This is a genomic window from Brachybacterium sacelli (genome assembly GCF_017876545.1).
Classification (GTDB): Bacteria; Actinomycetota; Actinomycetes; order Actinomycetales; family Dermabacteraceae; genus Brachybacterium; species Brachybacterium sacelli.
Map to the genome: position 1 here is coordinate 34017 of NZ_JAGIOD010000001.1, position 21741 is coordinate 55757.

Sequence of the window (21741 nt, forward strand, 5' to 3'; positions counted from 1 at the left end):
GCCACCCCCACCGCCCTGTCGCCCGGTAGATGACCTGGCCACGCGCTACGATCGGAAGGGCGAACAGCCCCGTCGGCCGTCGGGGCGCAGGCACAGCGACAGCGAAGGACCACCGTGGGGATCTTGGATCGGATCGAGCGCGGACTCGACCGCGGCGTGACGAGCGTGTTCTCGCCGGGCCGCGGCCAGCTGAAGCCGCTCGACCTCGCACAGGGGCTCAAGCGCGAATGCGACGACCAGATCCAGGTGCTCGACCGCACCCGGACCCTGGCCCCGAACGTCTACACCATTTACCTGCACTCCCAGGACTTCGAGCGCTTCAACTCCTGGCAGGACACCCTGATCGACGAGTTGCAGCGCGTGCTCATGGAGCATGCGGAGAAGCAGCGCTACATGTTCGTCGGCGGGGTCCACGTGGACCTCGCGGCCGACGACGAGGTGCGCGCGGGCCGGTTCGAGACCGAGTCCCGCACCGAGCGCGGCAGCGTGGCCCCTGCGACGGGCGCGGCGCGCTCGGAGTCCGGCGGCAGCCCGATCGTCGAGATCGACGGCCAGCAGTACCTCCTGACCGGGCCCGTGACCGTGATCGGCCGCGGCGGCGACGCGGACATCATCCTCGAGGACACCGGGGTCTCCCGGCACCACCTCGAGCTGCGCACGGACCCGACGCCCGCGGCGAACCAGCCCGGCGGCGCCGGGGCCCTGGTGGCGACCGATCTCGGCTCCACCAATGGCACCTTCGTCGACGGCGAGCGGATCAGCACGCCGGTGACGCTGCAGGACCGCTCCCTGATCAAGGTCGGCCGCACCCGGCTGACCGTGCTGCTCCCGGCGGCCGGCCCGGTCAGCTGGTGAGCGCCCCATGAGCGAACTGACCCTCGTCGCGCTCCGCCTCGGTTTCGTCCTGGCGCTGTGGGTGTTCGTGATCGTGGTGGTCCTGGTGCTGCGCAACGACCTGTTCGGCACCACCGTGGTCACCCGGTCCAGCCGTGACCCGCGGCGCGAGCAGCGTCCGGCCTCCGGACCGATCGGCGGGGCGGCCGCGGCGGCCGGCACCGACCCGGCCGCGATGCGCACCGATCCCGAGGTCACCGCGACGGCCATGGTCGTCACGGCGGGGCCGCTGCGAGGCACCTCGCTGACGCTCGGCTCCACCCCGATCCTCATCGGTCGCGCTCCCGAGTGCACCCTCGTGCTCGACGACGACTACGCCTCCAACCGTCACGCGCGCGTCTACGAGCGCGACGGCGAATGGATGGTGGAGGACCTCGGGTCCACCAACGGCACCCTGGTGTCGGGACGACGGATCGAGGGGTCCGTGCCCTTCCGGCCCGGCGCCCAGGTACGGATCGGCCGCACCGAGATCGAGCTGAGACGAGGTCCGCGATGAGCATCGCCCTGCGGTACGCCGCCCGCTCCGACGTCGGTCTCGTACGGTCCAACAACCAGGACTCCGGCTATGCGGGCAGTCACCTGCTGGTCGTCGCCGACGGCATGGGCGGTCACGCCGGCGGCGACGTCGCCTCCTCGGTGGCGATCGGCCGCCTCGCACGGCTCGACTCCGAGACCCCGGCCTCCGACATCGTCGCCACCCTCGAGGAGTCGGTGCTCGACGCCAACCAGGAGATCCTCCGTCGCGCCCGCGACGAGCCCCAGCTGCGGGGCCTGGGCACCACCATCACCGCGATGCTGCGCGCCGAGGGCAAGTTCGCCCTCGCCCACATCGGGGACTCCCGCGCCTATCTGCTGCGCGAGGACGAGACCATCCAGGTCACCAAGGATCACACCTTCGTCCAGCGCCTGCTGGACGAGGGCCGCCTGACCGAGGAGGAGGCCGAGCGCCACCCCCAGCGCTCGGTGCTGATGCGCGTGCTCGGCGACGTCGACGCCGACCCCGAGCTCGACCTCTCGCTGCGCCCCGCCCACGCCGGCGACCGCTGGATGCTGTGCTCGGACGGGTTGTCGGGCCTGGTCTCGTTGGACACCATCGACGCGACGCTCAAGGCCTTCGAAGATCCCGGCGAGTGCGCCGACGAACTGATCCAGCTCGCCCTCAAGGGCGGCGGTCCCGACAACATCACCTGCCTCGTCGCCGACGTCGTCGACCTCGACGAGCTGCCCCGCGCCGAGGAGGCCCCCTCGACCTCCCCGCAGATCGTGGGCTCGGCGGCCCGCACCCGCCACCAGCCGACCGCGGCCTCCGGCCCGGCCGCGAAGGCCGCTGCGCTGACGCGCGAGGAGCCCGAGGTCCCCTACGAGGACGACGACTTCACCGAGGACGAGCCACCGCGGCGCAGCCCTTGGCCCGCCCTGGTGGCCGTGACGCTGCTGGTGGCGCTGCTCGGCGGCGTGCTGTGGGCCGGCTACGCCTGGTCGCAGCGGCAGTTCTTCGTGGGCACGGACGGCACCAACGTCGTGCTCTACCAGGGCCTGTCCCAGGACCTCGGCCCGATCTCGCTGTCGGAGCCCATCGAGGTCACCGACATCTCCGTCGAGGACCTGCCCGAGGTGACGCGCCAGCAGGTGGAGCGGACCATCTCCGCCGGGGACCGCGAGTCCGCCGAGCAAATCATCGACCGCCTGGACCAGGCGGCCATGGCGAACCTGCCGCCCGAGGCCACGGAGCCGGCGCCGTCCGACGGCGGAGGCGCATCCTCCGACGGCGGCGGCGAACCCGCGACCCCCACGCCGTCGACCACCGGTGAGGGCGAGGACTCCTAGTGGCCACGATCGTCTCCTACACCGCCCGCCCGCGCCGCATCATCCAGGCGGTGCTGCTGGCGTTCGCGGTGATCATCGGCGTGGGTGCCTACGCCCTGGTGAGCCTGGGCCGCTTCGACGAGCTGCCCGAGGACCTCATGCGGTACGGCATCGGTGTGACGGTGCTGGCCCTGGTGCTGCAGGTCGTCGTCATGTGGCGCACCCCCTACGCGGACCCGGTGATCCTCCCCCTGGTGGTGCTGCTGAACCTGCTGGGCGTCGCCATGATCGACAGCGTGCACGCCGCGAACGAGATCTACGGTCTGCGCACCTCCGCCGGCGCCGATCGGCAGATGCTGTGGGCGATCGTCGGGGTCCTGCTGTGCGTCGCCGTGATCGTGCTGCTGCGGGACCACCGCTGGCTGCGCCGCTACACCTGGATCAGCGCCGTGGTCGGCGCGATCCTGCTGCTGATGCCGCTGGTCCCCGGGCTCGGCTCGGCCCGCAACGGGTCACGGATCTGGATCTCCATCGCGGGCAACAGCTTCCAGCCCGCGGAGCTGGCCAAGATCGCCTTCGCGATCTTCTTCGCCGGCTACCTGGTCTCCCGGCGTGACACCCTCGCTCTCGCGGGCCCCAAGGTGCTCGGCATCCACCTGCCGCGCTGGTCGGACTTCGGCCCGATCCTGGTGGCCTGGGGCTTCGCCATGGCAGTGCTGGTGTTCCAGACCGACCTGGGCACCTCGCTGATGTTCTTCGGGCTGTTCGTGGTGATGCTGTACGTGGCCACCGACCGCCTGAGCTGGCTGGTGATCGGGGCGGTCATGTTCCTGCCCCCGGCGGTGTTCGCGGCCACCCAGATGAGCCATGTCCGCACCCGCATCACCTGCTGGCTGGACCCGCTGGCGAGCGAGAACTTCGCCAACTGCGGGCAGATCAACCAGGGCCTGTTCGGGCTCGCCAACGGCGGTCTGACCGGGGCGGGCCTGGGTGAGGGGCGCCCCGACGTGGTCCCCCACGCGGAGTCGGACTTCATCTTCACCTCCTTCGCCGAGGAGCTCGGCATGGTGGGGGCCTTCGCCCTGCTGCTGGCGTACCTGCTGCTGGTCCAGCGCGCCGTCCGCGCGGCCGTCGGCATCTCCGACGGCTTCGGCACCCTGCTGGCCGGGGGTCTCGGCTTCGTGGTGGCGCTCCAGGTGTTCGTCGTCGTCGGCGGCGTCACCCGCGTGATCCCGCTGACCGGACTGACCCTGCCCTTCCTCGCCGCCGGCGGCAGTTCGCTGGTGTGCAACTGGATCATCGCCGGGATCCTGGTGCGGCTCTCGGACGCCGCCCGCCGGCCCGCCGCCCGGCAGGTCCCGGGCGCCTCAGCCCCCGGCAGCGCCGGTCGGCCGTCCTCGGAGGTGCCGGCATGAACAAGCCCCTGCGCCATGTGTGGCTGGTGGTCAGCGTGCTCTTCGTGCTGCTGTTCACCTCCACCACCTACTTCCAGGTCATCGCCCAGGATCGGCTCAACGCGAACGGGCAGAACCTGCGCACCACCTACAACGAGTACGGCCGTCATCGCGGCCCGATCGTCGTGGACGGGGAGCCGATCGCGACCTCGAGCGCCTCGGGCGACACCTACGGCTACCAGCGCAGCTACGACCCCGGGGCGATGTATGCGCCGGTGACCGGGTACTACTCGGTGGTCTACGGCTTCTCCGGCATCGAGCGCTCGCTGAACGACACCCTCTCCGGCGAGGCCGACGCCCTGTTCTACCACCGCATCTCCGCGATCCTCTCGGGCGAGCAGGGGCGCGGGGCCTCCGTCGAGCTGACCCTCGACTCCGCCGCGCAGGAGGCCGCCTGGGACGCGCTGGACGGGCGCCGCGGGTCCGTCGTCGCCCTGGATCCGGAGACGGGCGCGGTGCTGGCCATGGTCTCCTCCCCCAGCTACGACCCCAACGAGCTGGCCTCGCACGACACCTCCGAGGTGCAGGAGGCCTGGTCGGGGCTGAACGAAGATCCCGACCGCCCCCTGACCAACCGGGCGATCGGCGGGGACCTCTACCCGCCGGGCTCCGCGTTCAAGCTGATCACGGCCTCGGCCGCGCTCGAGAGCGGGGACTACACGGCCGAGTCCGTCATCCCGGGCCCCGGCACGTACCAGCTGCCGAACTCCTCGGCGGTGATGAACAACTTCTCCGCGGGCCGCACCGATCCCTGCGGCCCGGGCGAGGAGTCGACCCTCGCCGACGCGCTGCGGCAGTCCTGCAACACCTCCTTCGCCCAGCTCGGGGTGGCCCTCGGCGAGGAGCAGCTGACGCAGACCACCCAGGAGTTCGGCTTCGGCCAGGAGCTGGAGATCCCGCTGTCGGTGACGCCGTCGACGATCGGCAGCGACCTCGACGACGCCCAGCTGGCCACCACCTCGATCGGCCAGTACGAGGACCGCGTGACGCCGATGCAGATGGCGATGGTGGCCGGCGCCTTCGCGAACGACGGGGTGGTCATGGAGCCGCAGCTGGTCGACGCGGTGCGCACGAACGACCTCTCGACCGTGGGCGAGCTGAGCCCGAAGGAGTTGGGCCAGCCGCTGAGCGCCTCGAACGCCGCTCAGATGCGCGAGATGATGGTCGGCGTGGTGGAGGACGGCACCGGCACGGCCGCCGCGATCGACGGCGCCGAGGTCGGGGGCAAGACGGGCACCGCCGAGTGGGGTCAGGACCGCGCCCCGCATTCCTGGTTCGTCGGGTACGGACAGCAGGACGACCAGAAGATCGCGGTGTCGGTCGTGGTCGAGGAGGGCGGATACGGGTCGCGCACGGCGGCACCGATCGCGCAGGACGTCATGGAGGCGGTGATCACGCAATGAGGACCGAGGCGGGGCTCGTGCTGGAAGGGCGCTACGAACTCACGTCCCTGATCGCCACCGGCGGCATGGGACAGGTCTGGAAGGGTCGCGACCAGGAGCTGGAGCGCGACGTGGCCGTCAAGGTGCTGCGCGAGGAGTACGCGGGCGACGAGGGCTTCCTCAAGCGGTTCCGCGCGGAGGCCCGCCATACCGCGGCGCTCTCGCACGACGCGATCGCCGCCCTGTACGACTACGGCGAGCTCGACGGGCGCGCCTACATCGTGATGGAGCTCTGCCCGGGCCGCCCGCTGTCGGACATCATCGAGGAGAACTCCGGCGGGCTGCCCGAGAAGCGGGTCGTCTCCATCCTCATCGAGCTGGCCCGCGCGCTGGACGCCGCCCATTCCAAGGGCGTCGTCCACCGTGACGTGAAGCCGGAGAACGTGCTGGTCGACGAGCAGAACGACTGGTCCATGAAGATCACAGACTTCGGGATCGCCCGCAGCCGGGACCAGGCGCGGCTGACCAAGACCGGACTGGTCATGGGCACCGCCCAGTACCTCTCCCCCGAGCAGGCGATGGGCAAGCAGGCCACGTCGCTGTCGGACATCTACGCGCTGGGGATCGTGGCCTACGAGATGCTGGTGGGGCACCGGCCCTTCACCGGGTCCAGCCAGGTCGAGATCGCGATGGCCCAGGTCAAGCAGCAGCCGCCGGAGCTGCCGGAGGCGATCTCCGCGAATCTGCGCCAGCTGGTCATGATGACCCTGGCCAAGGCCCCGGCGAACCGTCCCCGCTCCGCCGCGGCGGTGGCGCGGATCCTGGAGGCGATCCAGCGCGGCGTGGAGCCGCGCTTCACCACCGGCGCGATCCCGGTCACCCGGGTCGAGGACCACGACTGGACCGGGGAGAACGCCGTGCGGCCCGCCGGCTCCAGCGGCGAGCACGAGCGCCCGGGCGCCTCACCGACGGGGACCCGCACCGCCGCCATGCCGCTGCCGATGTCGGGCCGGGGCCGGGGCGTCCGTCACCGCTCCGGTGGCTCTGCGACCTCCGGCGGCTCCGCGCGCTCGGCGCTGTCAGGGCCCTCCGCCCCCTCGGCGAGGTCGGCCGCCTCCCCGGCGCCTCCTCCCCGCTCCCCGCGGGCGTCCGCCGCGGACGGCAGTTCCCCGTCGCGCGGGTCGGCGGCGTCTGCGCGCACGGGTGCCGACGGCTCCGAGCGGGCCTCCGCGCCCGGCGGGCTGGGGGACGTGGACACCCCGGCCTCGGCGCGCACGGTGCGCGGGACGTCGACGGGACGCAGCCTCGGGCCGTTCACCCTGCCCGGACTGGTGCTGCTGGTCCTGCTGGTGGTGGTGATCGCGGTGGCCGTCGCGGGCGGCCTGGGGTGGTTGCCCCTGGGGGCGACGGGCGTCGAGCACCCGGGGACGGGTGAGGCGCTGTCAGCACGTACGATGTTCGGATCGGTCGGTGTCGACCACGGCGCGAGGACAGGTGTTCAGTGAGCGAAGAGAACGTGGTCCTGGGGGGCCGCTACACCCTGGGGAAGATCCTGGGGACCGGCGGGATGGCCGAGGTGTTCCTGGCGGAGGACACCCGCCTGCACCGCACGGTCGCCGTCAAGGTGCTGCGCTCCGACCTGGCGCGTGACGCGAACTTCCAGGAGCGGTTCCGCCGCGAGGCCCACAGCGCCGCCGCCCTGAACCATCCCTCCATCGTCGCGGTCTACGACACCGGCGAGGAGACCCAGACGACGGTCACCGGGGCGGACGTCACCATCCCGTACATCGTGATGGAGTACGTGCACGGCACTACCCTGCGCGAGCACATCGACCCCGAGCACCCGATGGACGCCCGCCGGGCCGGAGAGATCATGGCCGCGCTCCTGAGCGCGCTGGAGTACTCGCACCGCGCCGGGATCGTCCACCGCGACATCAAGCCCGGCAACGTGATGATCAACGACGCCGGCGCGGTCAAGGTGATGGACTTCGGCATCGCCCGGGCGATCGCGGACGCCACCAGCGCCATGACCGCGACCCAGGCCGTCATGGGCACCGCCCAGTACCTCTCCCCCGAGCAGGCCCGTGGGCAGCTGGTCGATGCGCGTTCGGACATCTACTCCGCCGCCTGCGTCATGTACGAGCTGATGACCGGCCGCCCACCCTTCACCGGCGACACCCCGGTCTCGATCGCCTACCAGCACGTGCGCGAGGAGCCGCAGCCGCCGTCGGCCTACAACCCGGCGATCACCCCGGCGCTGGACGCGGTCATCCTCACCGGACTGGCCAAGGACCGCGAGGAGCGCTACCCGAGCGCGGTCGCATTCTCCCGCGACATCGCCGCCGTGGTCGCCGGGCGCGCCCCGACCCTGATCGAGGGCGCCGTCCCGGGCGGGGCCGACGGACAGGCGACCACCGTGCTGAACCCCCTGGACGAGGCCACCGAGGCGCTGCCGGCCATGGCCGGCGTCGGTGCCGCGGGCGCCGGGGGGCGGGTCGCCGACTGGTCCACCGCCCCGACCCCCGTCGCCTCCGGTGGTGCGTCCCCGCACTCCCCCGGCGAGGTCGAGGAGGAGCCCGAGCGCAAGCGCCCCTGGTGGCTGATCATCCTGGTGATCATCGCCGTGCTGGCGCTGGTCGGCGCGGCCCTGGCCTTCCTGCGGCCCTGGGAGCCCGACGGCCCCGAGATGGTCCCGGTCCCGGCCGTGGCCGGGCAGACCGAGGAGGAGGCCGGATCGCTCCTGGGCGACGCCGGTCTCGAGGCGGAGTTCACCCAGACGGAGTCCCAGGAGGTCGAGGAGGGGATCGTCATCGAGTCCAGCCCCGCCGAGGGCGAGCAGGTCGCGGTCGGCACCACCGTCGAGGTGACGGTCTCGGCCGGACCCGAGGCGGTGACGGTCCCGGACGACCTGACGGGCATGACCCGGGACGAGGTCCAGCAGGCGCTCGAGGACGTCGGGCTGGTGATGGTCGAGGGGGACCCGGAGGACGCCCCCCAGGAGCAGGGCACCGTCACCCGCACCACCCCGCAGGGCGGTGCCACCGCGGAGAAGGGCTCCGAGGTCGAGGTGCGCTTCGCCTCGGGCGACGTCGAAGTGCCCAACGTCGAGGGGACCCAGGTCGACAAGGCCCGGGAGACCCTCGAGGGCTACGGCTTCGAGGTGCCCGAGGCCTCCGACAAGGAGACCACCGAGGCCGATCCGGGCACCGTGCTGACCCAGACCCCGACCGCCGACAGCGGCAGCGCGCCCTACGGCTCCACCGTCTCCCTCGTGGTGGCGACCGCCCCCGGCCCGGTGACGGTCCCGAACGTCACCGGCCACACCCTCGAGGAGGCCCAGAACACGCTCGGGGACGCGGGCTTCGGCCTCGACACCAGCACCGAGGCCTCCGACTCCGTGGAGAAGGGGCGCGTGATCCGCACCGAGCCCGCAGCGAACGAGCAGGCCGAGCGCGGTTCGACGGTGATGATCGTGGTCTCCAGCGGCCCGGAGGAGTCCCCGACCCCGACGGAGTCGCCCAGCGAGTCGCCGAGCGACAGCCCGACGCCCACCGAGACGCCCTCGGACGATCCCAGCGAGAGCCCGAGCGACGACGGGGGCGGCACCGGGAACGCCGGCGACGACACCAACGGCAACGCGATCGGTCGCGGCAACGGCATCGCCGACGGGGACCAGAAGGGGAACGGGAATGACTGAGCAGGCGACACCCGTCGCGGACAGCCGCATCCTCGTGGTCGACAACTACGACAGCTTCGTCTACACGATCGTGGGCTACCTGCAGCAGATGGGGGCCGAGACGGTCGTCGTGCGCAACGACGAGGTGCCGGGCGACGCCTCCGGCGGCGTGGACCTGACCGGGTTCGACGGGGTGCTCCTCTCCCCCGGGCCCGGCACGCCCACCACCGCCGGCCGCACGCTCGAGGTGATCGGGGCCTGCGCCGACGGTGCCGTGCCGATGCTCGGGGTGTGCCTGGGCCACCAGGCCCTGGGCCAGTACTTCGGTGCCACGGTGGGTCACGCCCCGCAGCTCATGCACGGCCGCACCAGCGAGCTCACCCATGAGGGGCGCAGCGTGTTCGCCGCCGCCCCGTCGCCGATGGTCGCGACCCGCTACCACTCGCTCACGGTCGACCCGGCCACGATCCCCGCCAGCCTCGAGGTCACCGCCCGCACCGCGGACGGGATGATCATGGGCCTGGTCCACCGCGAGCTGCCGCTGCACGGCGTCCAGTTCCATCCGGAGTCGGTGCTGACCGAGAACGGCCATCTGATGCTGGCGCGCTTCCTCGAGCTGTGCGACGGTCGCGACGCTGTCGAACGCTCCGCGGGGCTCGTGCCCCTGATGACCGCGGGCTGAGCGGCGCGCGAGCCGGGCCCCCGGGTCAAGGGGTGGAGGTCCTGACCTCCGATCCGCCGACGAGGCCGTCGTTGAACGGCATGAACGGCGCGATCGCCGGGAACACCCAGCCGAACAGCAGCACCACGACCGCGGCCAGCACGGCCACGGCGAGCAGGATCCGCGCCCACAGCGGGCCGGGCAGACGGCGGAACAGCCAGGCGTACATCAGTTCTCCTCCGTGGACGCGAGCGCTTCGGGGATGCCGTCGTCGCGGTCCGTCCAGTAGGCGAACTCGGCGTGGACGATGTAGCGCTCGCGGGCGGAGTACATCGGGTGGCATGCGGTCAGCGTCATCATCTGCTCGGTGGGCTCGACCCCGATCTCCCCGGGGGTCGGGGCGATCACCTCGACGTCTCCCGGGTCGACGACCAGCGACTCGGTGACCTCGTACACGTAGAAGGCGTCGGCCGTCTCGACCACGACCGGATCGCCGCCCTTCAGGCGAGCGATGTCCTCGAAGACGCGGCCGTAGGTGTTGCGATGGCCGGCCACCGAGAAGTTGCCGACCTGGCCGGGCAGCGCCGTGTCCGGATAGTGCCCGGCGCCCTTGACGTTGAGGACCTTCTCGAGGCTCACCCCCTCGGCGAGCGGGAAACGCTCGCGGTCGAAGGCGGGCACGTGCATGGTTCCCCAGACCATCGAGTCCCCGAGGGTGTCGGGCACCGGCGGCGGGCCGTCCTGGGCGGGAGCGATGCGCTCGGAATCGACGTCGCCCCACTCGTCCTCCAGGCCGGCGATGATCCCGGACTGCTCGCGGTCGGCCATGACGTCGGTCCACCACAGCTGCCAGATGAGGAAGAGCAGGAGCAGGGCACCGAGGGTGATCAGCAGCTCCCCGAGCACGCCGATCGTCCGGCCGAGGACGGTGGTGCGCGAGCTGGCGCGGTGGCGGGGACGAGCGGCCATCATCCGGCCTGTGCCGTCTCGAGGGTCAAGGACCCCTCGAAGCCCGGGAGGGTGGTCTCCTCGAGGGTCTTGATCTGCTCCCCGAGGCCGACGTGATCGACCCATTCACGGTAGATCTGCACCCCCGAGGTGTCGTCGAGGGCCGCCAGCATCTGCTCGGTGGGCCCGATCACGGTGATCACGAAGGGCGGGGAGTAGACGCGCCCTTCGAGCAGCAGGGTGTTGCCGGCGCAGCGGAAGGCGCTGCCGCCGACGACCCGTTGGTCCTGCAGCATCATCGCCTCCGCTCCTCCTGCCCAGAGGGCGTTGATGTAGGACTCCATGTCCTGCTGGTGGACGACGAGATCGTCCGGCTCGACATCAGGCATGGAACCGAGCGTACTGGTCGGAGCGTCGGTCAGGGTGATCTGCAGGGCCGGACCGCTGACTTCGCTGAGGCCCACCGCCTCGGAGACGCGGGTGGAGCGCTCCTGCGTGGCAGCGTCCCCGCCCTCCGCGGACAGCCGCTCGATCTCGGCGCGCTTGTCGGCCGCCTCGTCGGTGAGCTGCTCGATGGTGCGGCCCCGCTCCCGCAGCACGCCGGCCACGTCGCCGCTCTCGTCGCGGATCGAGCCGCCGCCGGAGATGCGGGCGGTGGTCGCGAACAGCACGCCGCACAGCACCATCACGAGGGCGACGCCGAGACCGCGGCGAGGGCCGCGGGTCCGCCCGGCGTCCTCGACCATGGTCACTCCTCGCTTCGCGCGCTCCGCCGACGACCATTACCCTAGGCCAAGGCCCGCGTCTGCGGGCCCGTGCGGCGCGCCGCACGACAGGCCGCCTCGAGGGAGCACCGTTTCATGGCCAAGAGCAGGAAGAAGTCGTCGGCGCCGGCCGCGTCGGAGACGACGGCCGACACGACGGCCGTCGCGCCCGGGACCGACGAGCCCGACGACCTCTCCCCCGACTCCGCCGATCCTGCGACCGGGGACGGTGCCGAGACCACCGCCGCGGACGCCGAGGAGAGCACCGAGGGGGCCGGGGCCGTCACCGCCGGCGAGTCGGCCGAGGACGAGGGGACCACGGGCAGCGCCTCCGGCAAGGACCCGGTGACGTCGCGCAAGAAGACCGGCAAGGACCCTGTCGCTTCGAAGGGCAAGCACAAGGGCAAGGACGCCGCGAGCTCGAAGAGCTCGGCGGCGTCCTCCGGCAGCGAGGTCTCCGAGAAGGCGAAGGACGCCACCCGGGCCGGCTCCCCGAAGCGGGCTGCCGCCGCCGAGTCCGCGCGCACGACGGGCCGCCGGGTCGCCGCCGAGGCCCCGAACCCGGCCTGGCTGGCGCCCACCGCCGTCGTGCTCCTCCTCGTGGGCCTGGCGTACCTGGTGACCTTCTACCTCTCCTCGGGCGCGCTGCCGCTGCCGATCGGCGATTGGAATCTCGCCGCCGGCTTCGGCGTGATGCTCGTCGGCGGTGGCATGCTCATGTTCTGGAAGTAGGGTCCGCAGGCCCAGGGCGATGGGGAGTTCTCCCCACCGCGCTTTTCCCCCTGCCCGGGTACTCTGAGCTTGTCGCAGCCCCTCGTGCGGGCGCGCCGCGGTCCACACATCCTGACCCGACGGGGGAACATCATGAACACCATCTCGGCGCGGCGCCGGCTCCTCGCCGTCCTCGTCCTGCCGTTCGTCCTGCTCCTGGCCGGCTGTGGCCGCCTGTACGCGGATTACGAGATCCAGGACGCCGACACCATGAATCTCGCCTTCGATATCGGCTTCCAGTCCTCCTACGCGGAGCAGCAGTTCGACAGCGCCGAGGCCCTGTGCGAGGAGATGCAGGCGGAGGGCTCCTCGTTCGGCGAGGTCGAGGTGAGCGCCTACGACGAGGACGGGATCTGGGGGTGCCGCGCCGAGGGCATGCTGGAGCGCGGCGAATTCGGCGAGGGGATGGAACTGGCCGAGGAGGGCGGTGAGTACCATCTGACGTTCGACTTCGGTGCCGACCAGGCTCTGACCCAGGAGGACATCGACGTGCTCGCGAGCGGGTACGGCGCCGATGCCTCCGCGTTCGACTTCCGGATGTCCTTCACCTTCCCGGGCAAGGTCCTCGAGTCCGCGGGCGGGACCGTCGACGGCAAGACGGTCACCTACACCGATGTCACCGAGCTCTCCCAGGGCGTGGACATCACCGCGGAGTCCAGCGGCTTCCCCTGGGTCATCGTGATCGTCATCGTGCTCGTGGTCGGCTTCCTCCTGCTGCTCGTGCTCGCAGCGGTCATCTTCTTCGTGGTCCGTTCCCGCCGCGCGAAGAGGGGCCCGAAGGGCCCCGGCGGGTCCGGCCCGGCAGCCCCGGCAGCCTTCGGTGGCACAGCGGGTGCGGCCTCGATATCCGCCGGTGACGCGCCGCCGGCGGCTCCGCAGCACGGCCAGCCGTGGGGTCAGGCCCCGCCGCCGCCTGCCGCGCCGCAGGGCGATCAGGGCCAGCCGTGGAGCCAGCCCTCCCCGCCCGCCCCGCAAGGCGATCAGGGCCAGCAGTGGGGTCAGCCGGGCAGCGGCTCGCAGGACCAGCAGGGCTGGAGCAGGCCTCCGCAGCCTCCGGGACAGTGAGACCCGGGTCGGTGCGCCCCTCTGGAGCCGTGTGAGCAGGGTCATGGCTCCCGGATTGGCGCCCACCTGGGCCGAGCACTAGACTCGGTCAGGTCGGAAAGCCGACGGGCGCCCGTAGCTTAACGGATAGAGCATCTGACTACGGATCAGAAGGTTGGGGGTTCGAATCCCTCCGGGCGCACCGCAGAAGCCCCGGTCAGAAGCGATTCTGACCGGGGCTTCGTCGCGCACGGGCAGTCGTGACCGCGTTCTCCCCGCCGGCCGCCCCGCCCGCACCGGCGGAGGCCATCTTCATAACTCCGCCTTATGACGCTTCATGTCTCCCCTATTGTCCCGGGGGGTCCTCATCGAGTAGACATCCTTCGTGTGGAGAGCCCACACACCTGCTCGGAAGGACCTGCCCGATGCGCCAACTCCTCCTGCTCGCCCTCGTGGGGCTCGGGGCCCAGCTCGTGGACGGCAGCCTCGGCATGGCCTACGGCGTCACCTCGACCACGCTTCTGCTCGCCATCGGCACCAACCCCGCGGCCGCCTCCGCGACCGTGCACCTGTCCGAGATAGGCACCACCCTCGCCTCCGGTCTCGCGCACTGGAAGTTCGGGAACGTGGACTGGAAGGTCGTCCGGCGCATCGCGCTCCCCGGTGCCCTCGGGGCCTTCGCCGGCGCCGGCTTCCTGTCCTGGCTCTCCACCGAGGTCGCCGAGCCGTTGATGTCCGGGATCCTGCTGGCGCTCGGCGTCTACGTGCTCGTGCGATTCACCCTCAAGGGACTCGACCGCCGCAATCTGGGCAAGCCGCTGCGCCGGCGCTTCCTCGCTCCGCTCGGTGTCGTGGCCGGCTTCATGGACGCCACCGGCGGAGGAGGCTGGGGGCCCGTCGGCACGCCCACCCTGCTCGCGAGCGGGCGCATCGAGCCCCGCAAGGTCGTCGGCTCGATCGACACCAGCGAGTTCGTGGTCTCCCTCGCCGCCTCGCTCGGCTTCCTCGTGGGCCTCGGGACCGCCGGGATCGAGCTCACCTGGGTCCTCGCCCTGCTGGCCGGCGGCCTGATCGCCGCCCCGATCGCCGCGTGGCTCGTGCGGCTGGTGCCGCCGCGCGTGCTCGGCTCCCTGGTGGGCGGCGTCATCGTGCTCACGAACACGCGCACGATCTTGGGCAGCGACGCGATCGCCGCACCCGGGGACCTGCGGCTGCTCGTGCTCCTCATGATCGCCGCCCTCTGGGCGGCCGCGGTCGTCCATTCCGTCCGGTCGCACCGCCGGGAGCGTGCTGCGGAACTCCCCGTGGACGGCGCGCCGGAGGCCGACGAGGATCAGCAGAAGGCGCTCGCGAGCGAGGGCTGAGCAGGACAGATCAATAGCTGTGCGGGTCCGCGGCCTCCGCCGCTCCTGTGACGTGCTCGGCGTGCGAGAGGGTCTCGACCAGCAGGCGTCTGACGTGCGCGTCGGAAGCGCGGTAATAGGCGAAGGTGCCCTCCTTGCGGCTCTGGACCAGTCCCGCCAGGCGCAGCTTCGCCAGGTGCTGGCTGACCGCCGCCGACGGCGCCCCGACGGACTCCGCCAGCGCGTTGACGCTGGATTCCTCCCGGAACAGTAACCAGAGGATCTTCACGCGCGTCGGGTCCGAGAGCATCCGGAAGGTGCTCGCGGCGATCTGCGCATGCTCCTCGTCGGGGACGGCGCGCACCGGCTCGTCATGCATGTCTTCCATCGTACGCGGATCTTGCTATCTGCATGACTGCGCAGATACATTGCCATTGTGAGCCGCCTCCCCGAAACCCGTTCGACCACCCGCCGCCAGGACCATCACCACGGTCCGGGTCCTGCACACGCCGGGCTCCCCGCCCGTCTGCGCCATGCGCTGATCCCGCACAGCCACGACCACGGCGATGCCATCCGCACTGCTGAGGAAGCCAGCTCGATCGGTCTGCGGGCGGCGTGGATCAGCCTCGCCGGCATGGGCGCCACCGCGGCGCTGCAGATCGTGATCGTCGCGCTCAGCGGTTCCGTGGCGCTGCTCGCCGACACCCTGCACAACCTCGGCCACCTGGCCACCACAATCCCGCTGATACTCGCCTTCCGACTGGGCCGGCGGGCCCCGACCCGCCGCTACAGCTTCGGATTCCGGCGCGCGGAGGACCTGGTGGGGTTGCTGATCGGGGCAGTGGTCGCCCTCTCGGCCGCGCTCATCGTCGGGGAATCCGTGCGGGCACTGTCCGGCGACCGCGCCATGACGCACCTGGGCTGGGTGCTGGCGGCAGCTCTGGTCGGCGCCGCCGGCAACGAGCTGGTGGCGATCTACCGGATCCGTGCGGGCCGGCGCATCGGCTCTGCGGCCCTGGTCGCCGAGGGACAGCACGCCCGCACCGATGCCCTCACCTCCCTCGCGGTGGCGATCGGCGTGATCGGTGCCTGGCTGGGTCTGCCCTGGATCGACCCGCTCATCGGCCTGATGATCGCCGCGGTCGTGATCACCGTGCTGATCACCTCGATGCGCACCGTGATCCGGCGCCTGATGGACGGGATCGAGCCAGAGCTGCTGGACCGGATCGAGGCCGCGGCCGTCGCCGTGCCCGGCGTGCTCGCGGTCGAGGGTGTCCGGGCTCGCTGGAGCGGGCACCGTCTCGAGGCCGAGCTGAAGCTCGAGCTTCCCTCGAGCCTCGACCTCACCGAGGCGGGGTCGATCACGGCCGACGTCGAGACGGCGCTGCATCGGGAGCTGCCGCACCTCGAGCGTGCGGGCGTCCTCGTCTCCGCTCGTCCCGGTCCGCAGGGTGCCGCGCCCCGCGCGTGATCGCACGATCGGCCTACCATGACCGGGACCCCGCAGCCCAGGAGGACACCGATGCCCGCCTTCGCCCCGCCCGGCGAGTTCACCACCCGTCCCACCCTCGAGGGCACCTTCGGCATGGTCGCCTCCACCCACTGGCTCGCCTCGTCGACAGCGCAGTCGGTGCTCGAGCGCGGCGGGAACGCCTTCGACGCCGCGGTGGCGGGCGCCTTCGTCCTGCACGTCGTCGAGCCCCACCTCAACGGTCCCGGCGGCGACATGACCGGCCTGTTCGCGACCGCCGAGGAACCCGGGCGTCCCGTGGTCCTGATGGGGCAGGGCGCCGCCCCGGCCGCCGCCACGCCCGAGCACTACCGCGCCGAAGGGCTCGACCTGGTGCCGGGCGCCGGAGCCCTGGCCGCCGCCGTGCCCGCCGCGGTCGACGCCTGGTTGCTGCTGCTCCAGGAGCACGGCACCTGGGAGGTGGCCGACGTGCTCGAGTACGCGATCGGGTACGCCGAGGACGGGCACCCGGTCCTGCCGCGGGTGTGCCAGCAGATCGCGGCGGTCGCCGAGCTGTTCACCGCGCACTGGCCCACGTCGGCCGCGCGATGGATGCCCGCGGGGCGGGTCCCGCGACCCGGGGAGCTGATCACCGATCCGGGCTACGTCCGGGTGCTGCGGGAGCTGATCGCGGCGGGAGAGGCCGTCGGCCAGGACGTCCCGGACCCACGGGTCGCACGCGTCGCCGCGGCCCGTACCGAGTGGCGCACGGGACGCGTGGCCGATGAGGCCGCCGAGTTCGCCGCCACCGTGCACCGGCACTCCGACGGCGCCGACCACGCCGGGGTGATCACCGCGGCCGACTTCGCCGGCGCCTCGGCATCCTTCGAGGAGGCCACCACCTTCACCTTCCGCGGGTACACGATCGCCAAGACCGGCCCGTGGGGGCAGGGACCCGTGCTGCTGCAGACCCTCGCGATCCTCGAAGGCCTCCCCGACGACCACCTCGACCCCTCCACGGAGCTCGGCGCCCACACCGTGCTGGAGGCCCTGAAGCTCGCCTACGCCGACCGCGACACCTACTACGGCGATGCCGTCGACGTGGACCTCTCGGTGCTGCTGAGCGAGGAGTACGCCGCCGAGCGGCGCGCCCTGATCGGGCAGCGGGCCTCGCTCGAGTTCCGGCCCGGCCACCTCGCGGGGGCGACCGGCGCGGCCCCTCCCCTGCGCACGGCCGCCGAGCAGGCGGCGCGATCCGACCGCGACCCGGTCTCCGCCGGCGGCGGGGAGCCCTCCGTGCCCGCGGCCCGCGGTGCGGCCGGGCCGGCGCAGGAGGCACCGGCGGAGCAGTCGTCGGCCGTCACCGGCGACCCCGGTGCCGACGCGGACGGCATCGTGCGCGGGGACACCTGCCATCTCGACGTCGTCGACCGGTGGGGGAACATGATCTCCGCGACCCCCTCGGGCGGCTGGCTGCAGTCCTCCCCGACCATCCCCGGGCTCGGGTTCTGCCTGGGCACCCGCCTGCAGATGACCTGGCTGGACGAGCACTCCCCCTCGGCCCTGACCCCGGGGCGCCGTCCCCGCACCACGCTCACCCCGACCCTGGTGCTCCAGGACGGCGCTCCCGTGCTCGCCCTCGGCTCCCCCGGCGGGGATCAGCAGGACCAGTGGCAGCTCCTGCTGATCCTGCGCCTGCTGGTGGGCGGCTGGACCCCGCAGGCCGCGATCGACGCACCGGCCCTGCACAGCACCGCGATAGCCGGATCCTTCTGGCCGCGCACCTGGGAGCCGGGCGGCGCGGTGGTCGAGGACCGGCTGGGCGAGGAGGTGATCTCCGGGCTCGAGCGCCGCGGCCACCGGGTCACGCGGGCCGGGGACTGGGCGCTGGGCCGCCTCTCCTGCGTCGTGCGTGATCCGGCCACCGGAGTGCTCCGAGCCGCCGCGAACCCTCGGGGCGCCCAGGGCTACGCAGTGGGTCGGTGACCACGGGCACACGAAGGAGCCCGGCCCCTCGAGGGAGGGACCGGGTTCCGGCGGCTCACAGCCGGCGGGCGCTCATTGCGCGGCGGCGAGCACCTCGCGCACCGAGCTCCACGACTGCATGAGGTCGCGGGCCCGCGGGTCCGTCTCGGCGGCGATCGCCTCGATCCGGGCCTGCTCGAGCAGGTCGTCGATCTCCACCCGTTCACCCCGGTCGACCGAGGCGACGGCCGCCTCGACCATGGCGAAGCTGAGCAGGTTCTCGTGGACCTCGCACATCGGGGTGCGCCCCTCGCGCAGCGCGCTGACGCACTCGATGAGGGAAGCGGCGATCTGGTCGGGCTCCTCGCCGGTCTCGGCGGCGACCGCGGCCTGGAGGCGCTCCGTGGACTCCTCGTCCTCGGTCCCGAGCACGGGAGCACCCTTGCCGTCCCACGTGGCCGAGCCCTGCTGGGCCCCGATCCGCCACTCGCTGTTCCAGTAGGTCGGCAGTCCGCGGGCGTTCCAGGTGCCGTTGTAGACGAACAGCGAGCCGTCGGACATCTCGAAGGTCGCCGTGACCGTCGCGTCGTGGCTGTACACGCTCCACTCGGGCTGGGCGCCGCGGGCGGTGACCGCCACCGGGTCCGCGTCCATGATGTACCGGGCGGTGTCGAAGGCGTGGATGCCCATGTCCCGCAGCAGCGGGTGCAGCTGCGTGCGCCGGTAGCCGCCCATCTCCGTGAACAGGGAGAAGAAGGCGCTGGTCAGCACCGTCGGCCCGTGGGCGGCGACGAAGCTGCGCAGCTGGCGCACCTGGCGGAAGAAGCGTCGGGACTGGGAGACCATGAAGGGCACCCCGGTCAGCTCGGTGTGCGCGACCAGGCTGATCGCCTCCGGCAGGGTCTCGGTGACGGGCTTCTCGCCGAGCACCGGGATCCCGGCGTGCAGCGCCTTGACCGTCACCGGGTGGTGGGCGACGGGCACGGTGGGGTCGATGAGCAGGTCGGCTCCCACCTGACGAGCCAGGTCGACGCCGTCGGTGCCGGCGGCGACGGCCGACGGATCCGCGATCCCGGACTGCTCGATGACGCGCTGCGGGGCGCCCTCGACGAGATCCGCCACGCCCACCAGCTCGGCGACGTCGCTGTCTACCACCTCGCGCGCCCACCAGCTGCCCATGCCCCCGGCACCGACCACGACCACCCGGGCCGGTCGGTCCGCAGGCACCCGGGGGAAACCGGTCAGGTGCGGGGCGAGCGTGGGCGCGGCAGCGGTGTCCGTGCCGTGGCCTGCAGTGATGTCGACGTCAGATGACACGCGTGACTCCTTCGGCGTCCTCTGCGCGGAACCAGTCGCGCGGCGCATTGGCGATCTTGACCGGGGCGGCCGGGCGGTCCTCGGGACGGGCCCACTGCACGGCGTTGGCCAGCACGCGGCGGATCTCGGCCTGGCGATAGACGGGGTACTCCTGGTCGCCGGGGCTGAAGTAGAACACCTTGCCCTTGCCGCGGCGGAAGGCGGCGCCGGAGCGGAACACCTCACCGCCGGCGAAGGAGGAGACGAAGACGAGCTCGTCGGGCGCGGGGATGTCGAACATCTCGCCGTACATCTCCTGCTCCGGCACGACGATCGGGTGCGGGACGCCGCGGGCGATGGGATGGGAGCCATTGACGGTCCACACCCGCTCCTCCTCGCCCTCGTTGCGCCACAGCAGGGAGCAGGTGGTGCCCATCAGGGCCTTGAACGGCTTGGAGTAGTGCGCCGAGTGCAGGGGGACCAGGCCCATGCCCTCGTGGACCCGTCGGACCACCCGTGCGGCGACCTCGTCCGGGACGTCGGCGTGCGCCATGTGGCCCCACCAGGTCAGCACGTCGGTCTCGGCCAGGGCCTCCTCGGACAACGACTCCTCGATGTCGTCGAGCAGGGCGATGCGCACTTCGGCGTCGACACCGTCGGCGGCCAGCAGCTCGCGCAGGCCGTCGGCGATGACCGTGTGCATGCCCTCGGGGTAGATCTCCTGGACCTTCGGATCGACCTTCTCGTGCCTGTTCTCGCCGAACACGGCGATACGCAGTGTCATTGCAGTCCTTTGCTGGGTGGAGGATGCGCTGCGGGCGACCCGTCAGCGCAGTTCGTCCATCGTAGGGAAATATTCCCACGAGGGAAGAGGGTGGTCCGCGACGCGCCGCGACAGATGTGCCGGAGGGCCGCCGTGACGGGCGCCATCACCTCGCATGGTGAGGACACGACCGAACCGTGACCCGGATGTGACGCGATACTCATCGGTAGAGGGCTATGGTCGTCCGCAGGTTCCCTCAATGGCGAGGGGGCCTGCCCGCCTCTCCGGCACGCTGCACCGCACCGGCGTCGCACCGTGGACACCCCGCCCCGACCTGCCGTCCTTGCGGCCGTCTGGAGGATCCGGGCACTGTGCCGTGTGACACAATTGCTCCTGACCCGTGGAGAGCCCATGCTGCGCAGCACCCCGTTCGCCCCGTCCCGCCGTTCCCTCCTCCTCGGCGCCGCCGCCGCGGGGCCGCTGGTGGCCCTCGGCGCCGGGCGCGCGAGCGCCGCCCTCGGCGAGTTCCACGATGCCGCCGGTCTGCGCATGATCGACGGCAGCCCGTGGCGCCATCCCGATCTCCGCTCGGTCGACTTCCGCTTCGACACCGGGGGCATGGTGAAGACCTTCCCGCCGTCGGTGCGCGTCACCGTCCCGCCGAGCTATCTCGAGGACCCCGACCGGCGCTTTCCCGTGCTCCTGCTCCTGCACGGTCGCGGCGGGAACTCCCTGGAGTGGACGGAGGGCGGCGGCACGGTGCTCGAGGAGACCGAGCAGCACGACGTCATCGTCGTGATGCCGGACGGGGGTGCCGGCTCCTTCTACTCGAACGCCAACGCCCCGCTGCCCGGGCGCGAGGCGAACTGGGAGTCGTTCATCATGGATCAGGTGCTCCCGTTCGTCCACGCGAACTTCCGCACCGCTCCGCAGCGCATGGCGATCGGCGGTCTCTCCATGGGCGGCTGGGGCGCGCTGTCCCTCGGCCAGCGCTACTGGGGCCATTTCCGGTCCGTGAGCTCCTACTCGGGTCCCGCGGACTGCAGCGAGCGCGACTGGCACAGCTGGGCCGTGGCCGGGGCCATCTGGATCTGCCCCGCCTTCGATGCGGAGAAGTACGTCGCCACCGCGAATCCCTCGGGAGCGACCTGGGGACCTGAGCTGTTCCCACGGATCGCCAGCGGATACAACCCGATCGAGAACCTCGAGCGGTACCGGGACAAGCGGGTCTTCCTGCGCACCGGGGACGGCCCGTGGAACGACTTCTTCGACGGGCTCCACGGCGATCAGGACCTCCTCATCGCCTTCCAGGACAAGCTCGGGGAGATGTTCGGCGACGGTGTCGAGAACGTCGTGCACCCGAACCTGCAGAGCTTCAGCGATGCCCTGGACGATGCCGCGATCGACCACGACTTCGAGCTCATCGCCGGCGCGACGCACGACTGGGAGCTCTGGGCGGACAACCTCGCCGAGGACCTCCCGGGGATGATGGCGGTGCTCGAGGCGTGATCGAGGCTCTGCGGT

General features: G+C 71.9%; 20 protein-coding genes and 1 tRNA gene. 15 read left to right on the top strand and 6 right to left on the bottom strand.

Annotated features, from left to right (window positions below; all coding sequences use genetic code 11):
- The first annotated feature begins 114 nt into the window (after positions 1-114).
- From JOF43_RS00165 to JOF43_RS00200, 8 genes are read left to right on the top strand one after another with little or no spacing between them, the layout of a single operon-like run.
- Positions 115-855 (top strand): FHA domain-containing protein, encoded by a 741-nt coding sequence (locus tag JOF43_RS00165; protein ID WP_209897688.1) that lies wholly within the window; start codon positions 115-117, stop codon positions 853-855.
- Between the two features lie 7 nt (positions 856-862).
- Positions 863-1390, top strand: a complete 528-nt coding sequence (locus JOF43_RS00170) for an FHA domain-containing protein FhaB/FipA (RefSeq protein ID WP_209897689.1) — start codon at positions 863-865, stop codon at positions 1388-1390.
- Positions 1387-2721 (top strand): PP2C family protein-serine/threonine phosphatase, encoded by a 1335-nt coding sequence (locus JOF43_RS00175; protein WP_209897691.1) that lies wholly within the window; start codon positions 1387-1389, stop codon positions 2719-2721. The genes JOF43_RS00170 and JOF43_RS00175 overlap by 4 nt, the downstream gene beginning before the upstream one ends.
- Positions 2721-4115, top strand: a complete 1395-nt coding sequence (locus JOF43_RS00180; protein ID WP_209897693.1) for an FtsW/RodA/SpoVE family cell cycle protein — start codon at positions 2721-2723, stop codon at positions 4113-4115. The genes JOF43_RS00175 and JOF43_RS00180 overlap by 1 nt, the downstream gene beginning before the upstream one ends.
- Positions 4112-5557, top strand: a complete 1446-nt coding sequence (locus JOF43_RS00185) for a peptidoglycan D,D-transpeptidase FtsI family protein (RefSeq protein ID WP_209897694.1) — start codon at positions 4112-4114, stop codon at positions 5555-5557. The genes JOF43_RS00180 and JOF43_RS00185 overlap by 4 nt, the downstream gene beginning before the upstream one ends.
- Entirely contained in the window at positions 5554-7041 is a 1488-nt protein-coding gene (locus JOF43_RS00190) for a serine/threonine-protein kinase (protein ID WP_209897696.1), read from the top strand. The genes JOF43_RS00185 and JOF43_RS00190 overlap by 4 nt, the downstream gene beginning before the upstream one ends.
- On the top strand, positions 7038-9233 hold the full coding sequence (gene pknB, locus JOF43_RS00195) for a Stk1 family PASTA domain-containing Ser/Thr kinase (protein ID WP_209897698.1): 2196 nt from the start codon (positions 7038-7040) through the stop codon (positions 9231-9233). Before JOF43_RS00190 ends, pknB begins: the two co-directional genes overlap by 4 nt.
- Entirely contained in the window at positions 9226-9894 is a 669-nt protein-coding gene (locus JOF43_RS00200; RefSeq protein WP_209897700.1) for an anthranilate synthase component II, read from the top strand. The genes pknB and JOF43_RS00200 overlap by 8 nt, the downstream gene beginning before the upstream one ends.
- 25 nt (positions 9895-9919) lie before the next feature.
- On the opposite strand, the gene JOF43_RS00205 is transcribed toward JOF43_RS00200, so the two are convergent.
- From JOF43_RS00205 to JOF43_RS00215, 3 genes are read right to left on the bottom strand one after another with little or no spacing between them, the layout of a single operon-like run.
- Positions 9920-10102, bottom strand: coding sequence for a hypothetical protein (locus tag JOF43_RS00205; protein ID WP_209897702.1), 183 nt, complete (start codon positions 10100-10102; stop codon positions 9920-9922).
- A complete protein-coding gene (locus JOF43_RS00210; RefSeq protein ID WP_209897704.1) occupies positions 10102-10842 on the bottom strand; it encodes a class E sortase in 741 nt (246 codons plus the stop codon). Before JOF43_RS00210 ends, JOF43_RS00205 begins: the two co-directional genes overlap by 1 nt.
- Complete coding sequence (locus tag JOF43_RS00215) at positions 10842-11567, bottom strand: DUF881 domain-containing protein (protein WP_209897706.1); 726 nt, start codon at positions 11565-11567, stop codon at positions 10842-10844. The genes JOF43_RS00210 and JOF43_RS00215 overlap by 1 nt, the downstream gene beginning before the upstream one ends.
- A 114-nt stretch (positions 11568-11681) precedes the next feature.
- Between JOF43_RS00215 and JOF43_RS00220 the strand changes: the two genes are divergently transcribed.
- The 4 genes from JOF43_RS00220 to JOF43_RS00235 all read left to right on the top strand — a co-directional run bounded on the left by JOF43_RS00220 (position 11682) and on the right by JOF43_RS00235 (position 14764).
- Positions 11682-12317 carry a cell division protein CrgA gene (locus JOF43_RS00220; protein WP_209897708.1) on the top strand — a complete coding sequence of 212 codons (636 nt, stop codon included), beginning with the start codon at positions 11682-11684 and terminating at the stop codon, positions 12315-12317.
- A gap of 132 nt (positions 12318-12449) precedes the next feature.
- The gene (locus JOF43_RS00225) at positions 12450-13421 is read left to right on the top strand and encodes an LppM family (lipo)protein (protein ID WP_209897710.1); all 972 of its coding nucleotides are present in this window, start codon (positions 12450-12452) and stop codon (positions 13419-13421) included.
- Positions 13422-13529: 108 nt separating this feature from the next.
- Positions 13530-13602, top strand: a tRNA-Arg gene (locus JOF43_RS00230).
- 223 nt (positions 13603-13825) lie between these two features.
- On the top strand, positions 13826-14764 hold the full coding sequence (locus JOF43_RS00235) for a sulfite exporter TauE/SafE family protein (protein ID WP_209897712.1): 939 nt from the start codon (positions 13826-13828) through the stop codon (positions 14762-14764).
- Between the two features lie 10 nt (positions 14765-14774).
- Here JOF43_RS00235 and JOF43_RS00240 read toward each other — a convergent pair whose 3' ends face one another.
- A complete protein-coding gene (locus JOF43_RS00240) occupies positions 14775-15122 on the bottom strand; it encodes an ArsR/SmtB family transcription factor (RefSeq protein ID WP_209897714.1) in 348 nt (115 codons plus the stop codon).
- A gap of 57 nt (positions 15123-15179) precedes the next feature.
- Here JOF43_RS00240 and JOF43_RS00245 point away from each other — a divergent pair, with 57 nt between their 5' ends.
- Together JOF43_RS00245 and JOF43_RS00250 are read left to right on the top strand one after the other, a co-directional pair.
- The gene (locus tag JOF43_RS00245) at positions 15180-16214 is read left to right on the top strand and encodes a cation diffusion facilitator family transporter (RefSeq protein ID WP_342592049.1); all 1035 of its coding nucleotides are present in this window, start codon (positions 15180-15182) and stop codon (positions 16212-16214) included.
- Between the two features lie 51 nt (positions 16215-16265).
- Positions 16266-18179 (top strand): gamma-glutamyltransferase family protein, encoded by a 1914-nt coding sequence (locus tag JOF43_RS00250; protein ID WP_209897716.1) that lies wholly within the window; start codon positions 16266-16268, stop codon positions 18177-18179.
- A 72-nt stretch (positions 18180-18251) separates the two neighbouring features.
- On the opposite strand, the gene JOF43_RS00255 is transcribed toward JOF43_RS00250, so the two are convergent.
- Positions 18252-19475, bottom strand: a complete 1224-nt coding sequence (locus JOF43_RS00255; protein WP_342592050.1) for a Gfo/Idh/MocA family protein — start codon at positions 19473-19475, stop codon at positions 18252-18254.
- Entirely contained in the window at positions 19465-20238 is a 774-nt protein-coding gene (locus JOF43_RS00260) for a ThuA domain-containing protein (protein ID WP_209897720.1), read from the bottom strand. The genes JOF43_RS00255 and JOF43_RS00260 overlap by 11 nt, the downstream gene beginning before the upstream one ends.
- 390 nt (positions 20239-20628) lie before the next feature.
- On the opposite strand from JOF43_RS00260, the gene JOF43_RS00265 reads away from it, so the two are divergent.
- A complete protein-coding gene (locus JOF43_RS00265) occupies positions 20629-21726 on the top strand; it encodes an alpha/beta hydrolase (protein ID WP_209897722.1) in 1098 nt (365 codons plus the stop codon).
- Positions 21727-21741: the final 15 nt, after the last annotated feature.

Coding starts and splice junctions, on each gene's coding strand:
- JOF43_RS00170 (WP_209897689.1), top strand. CDS start 863: ATGAGCGAACTGACCCTCGTCGCGCTCCGCCTCGGTTTCGTCCTGGCG.
- JOF43_RS00175 (WP_209897691.1), top strand. CDS start 1,387: ATGAGCATCGCCCTGCGGTACGCCGCCCGCTCCGACGTCGGTCTCGTA.
- JOF43_RS00185 (WP_209897694.1), top strand. CDS start 4,112: ATGAACAAGCCCCTGCGCCATGTGTGGCTGGTGGTCAGCGTGCTCTTC.
- JOF43_RS00190 (WP_209897696.1), top strand. CDS start 5,554: ATGAGGACCGAGGCGGGGCTCGTGCTGGAAGGGCGCTACGAACTCACG.
- JOF43_RS00200 (WP_209897700.1), top strand. CDS start 9,226: ATGACTGAGCAGGCGACACCCGTCGCGGACAGCCGCATCCTCGTGGTC.
- JOF43_RS00205 (WP_209897702.1), bottom strand. CDS start 10,102: ATGTACGCCTGGCTGTTCCGCCGTCTGCCCGGCCCGCTGTGGGCGCGG.
- JOF43_RS00210 (WP_209897704.1), bottom strand. CDS start 10,842: ATGGCCGCTCGTCCCCGCCACCGCGCCAGCTCGCGCACCACCGTCCTC.
- JOF43_RS00215 (WP_209897706.1), bottom strand. CDS start 11,567: ATGGTCGAGGACGCCGGGCGGACCCGCGGCCCTCGCCGCGGTCTCGGC.
- JOF43_RS00220 (WP_209897708.1), top strand. CDS start 11,682: ATGGCCAAGAGCAGGAAGAAGTCGTCGGCGCCGGCCGCGTCGGAGACG.
- JOF43_RS00225 (WP_209897710.1), top strand. CDS start 12,450: ATGAACACCATCTCGGCGCGGCGCCGGCTCCTCGCCGTCCTCGTCCTG.
- JOF43_RS00235 (WP_209897712.1), top strand. CDS start 13,826: ATGCGCCAACTCCTCCTGCTCGCCCTCGTGGGGCTCGGGGCCCAGCTC.
- JOF43_RS00240 (WP_209897714.1), bottom strand. CDS start 15,122: ATGCATGACGAGCCGGTGCGCGCCGTCCCCGACGAGGAGCATGCGCAG.
- JOF43_RS00250 (WP_209897716.1), top strand. CDS start 16,266: ATGCCCGCCTTCGCCCCGCCCGGCGAGTTCACCACCCGTCCCACCCTC.
- JOF43_RS00260 (WP_209897720.1), bottom strand. CDS start 20,238: ATGACACTGCGTATCGCCGTGTTCGGCGAGAACAGGCACGAGAAGGTC.
- JOF43_RS00265 (WP_209897722.1), top strand. CDS start 20,629: ATGCTGCGCAGCACCCCGTTCGCCCCGTCCCGCCGTTCCCTCCTCCTC.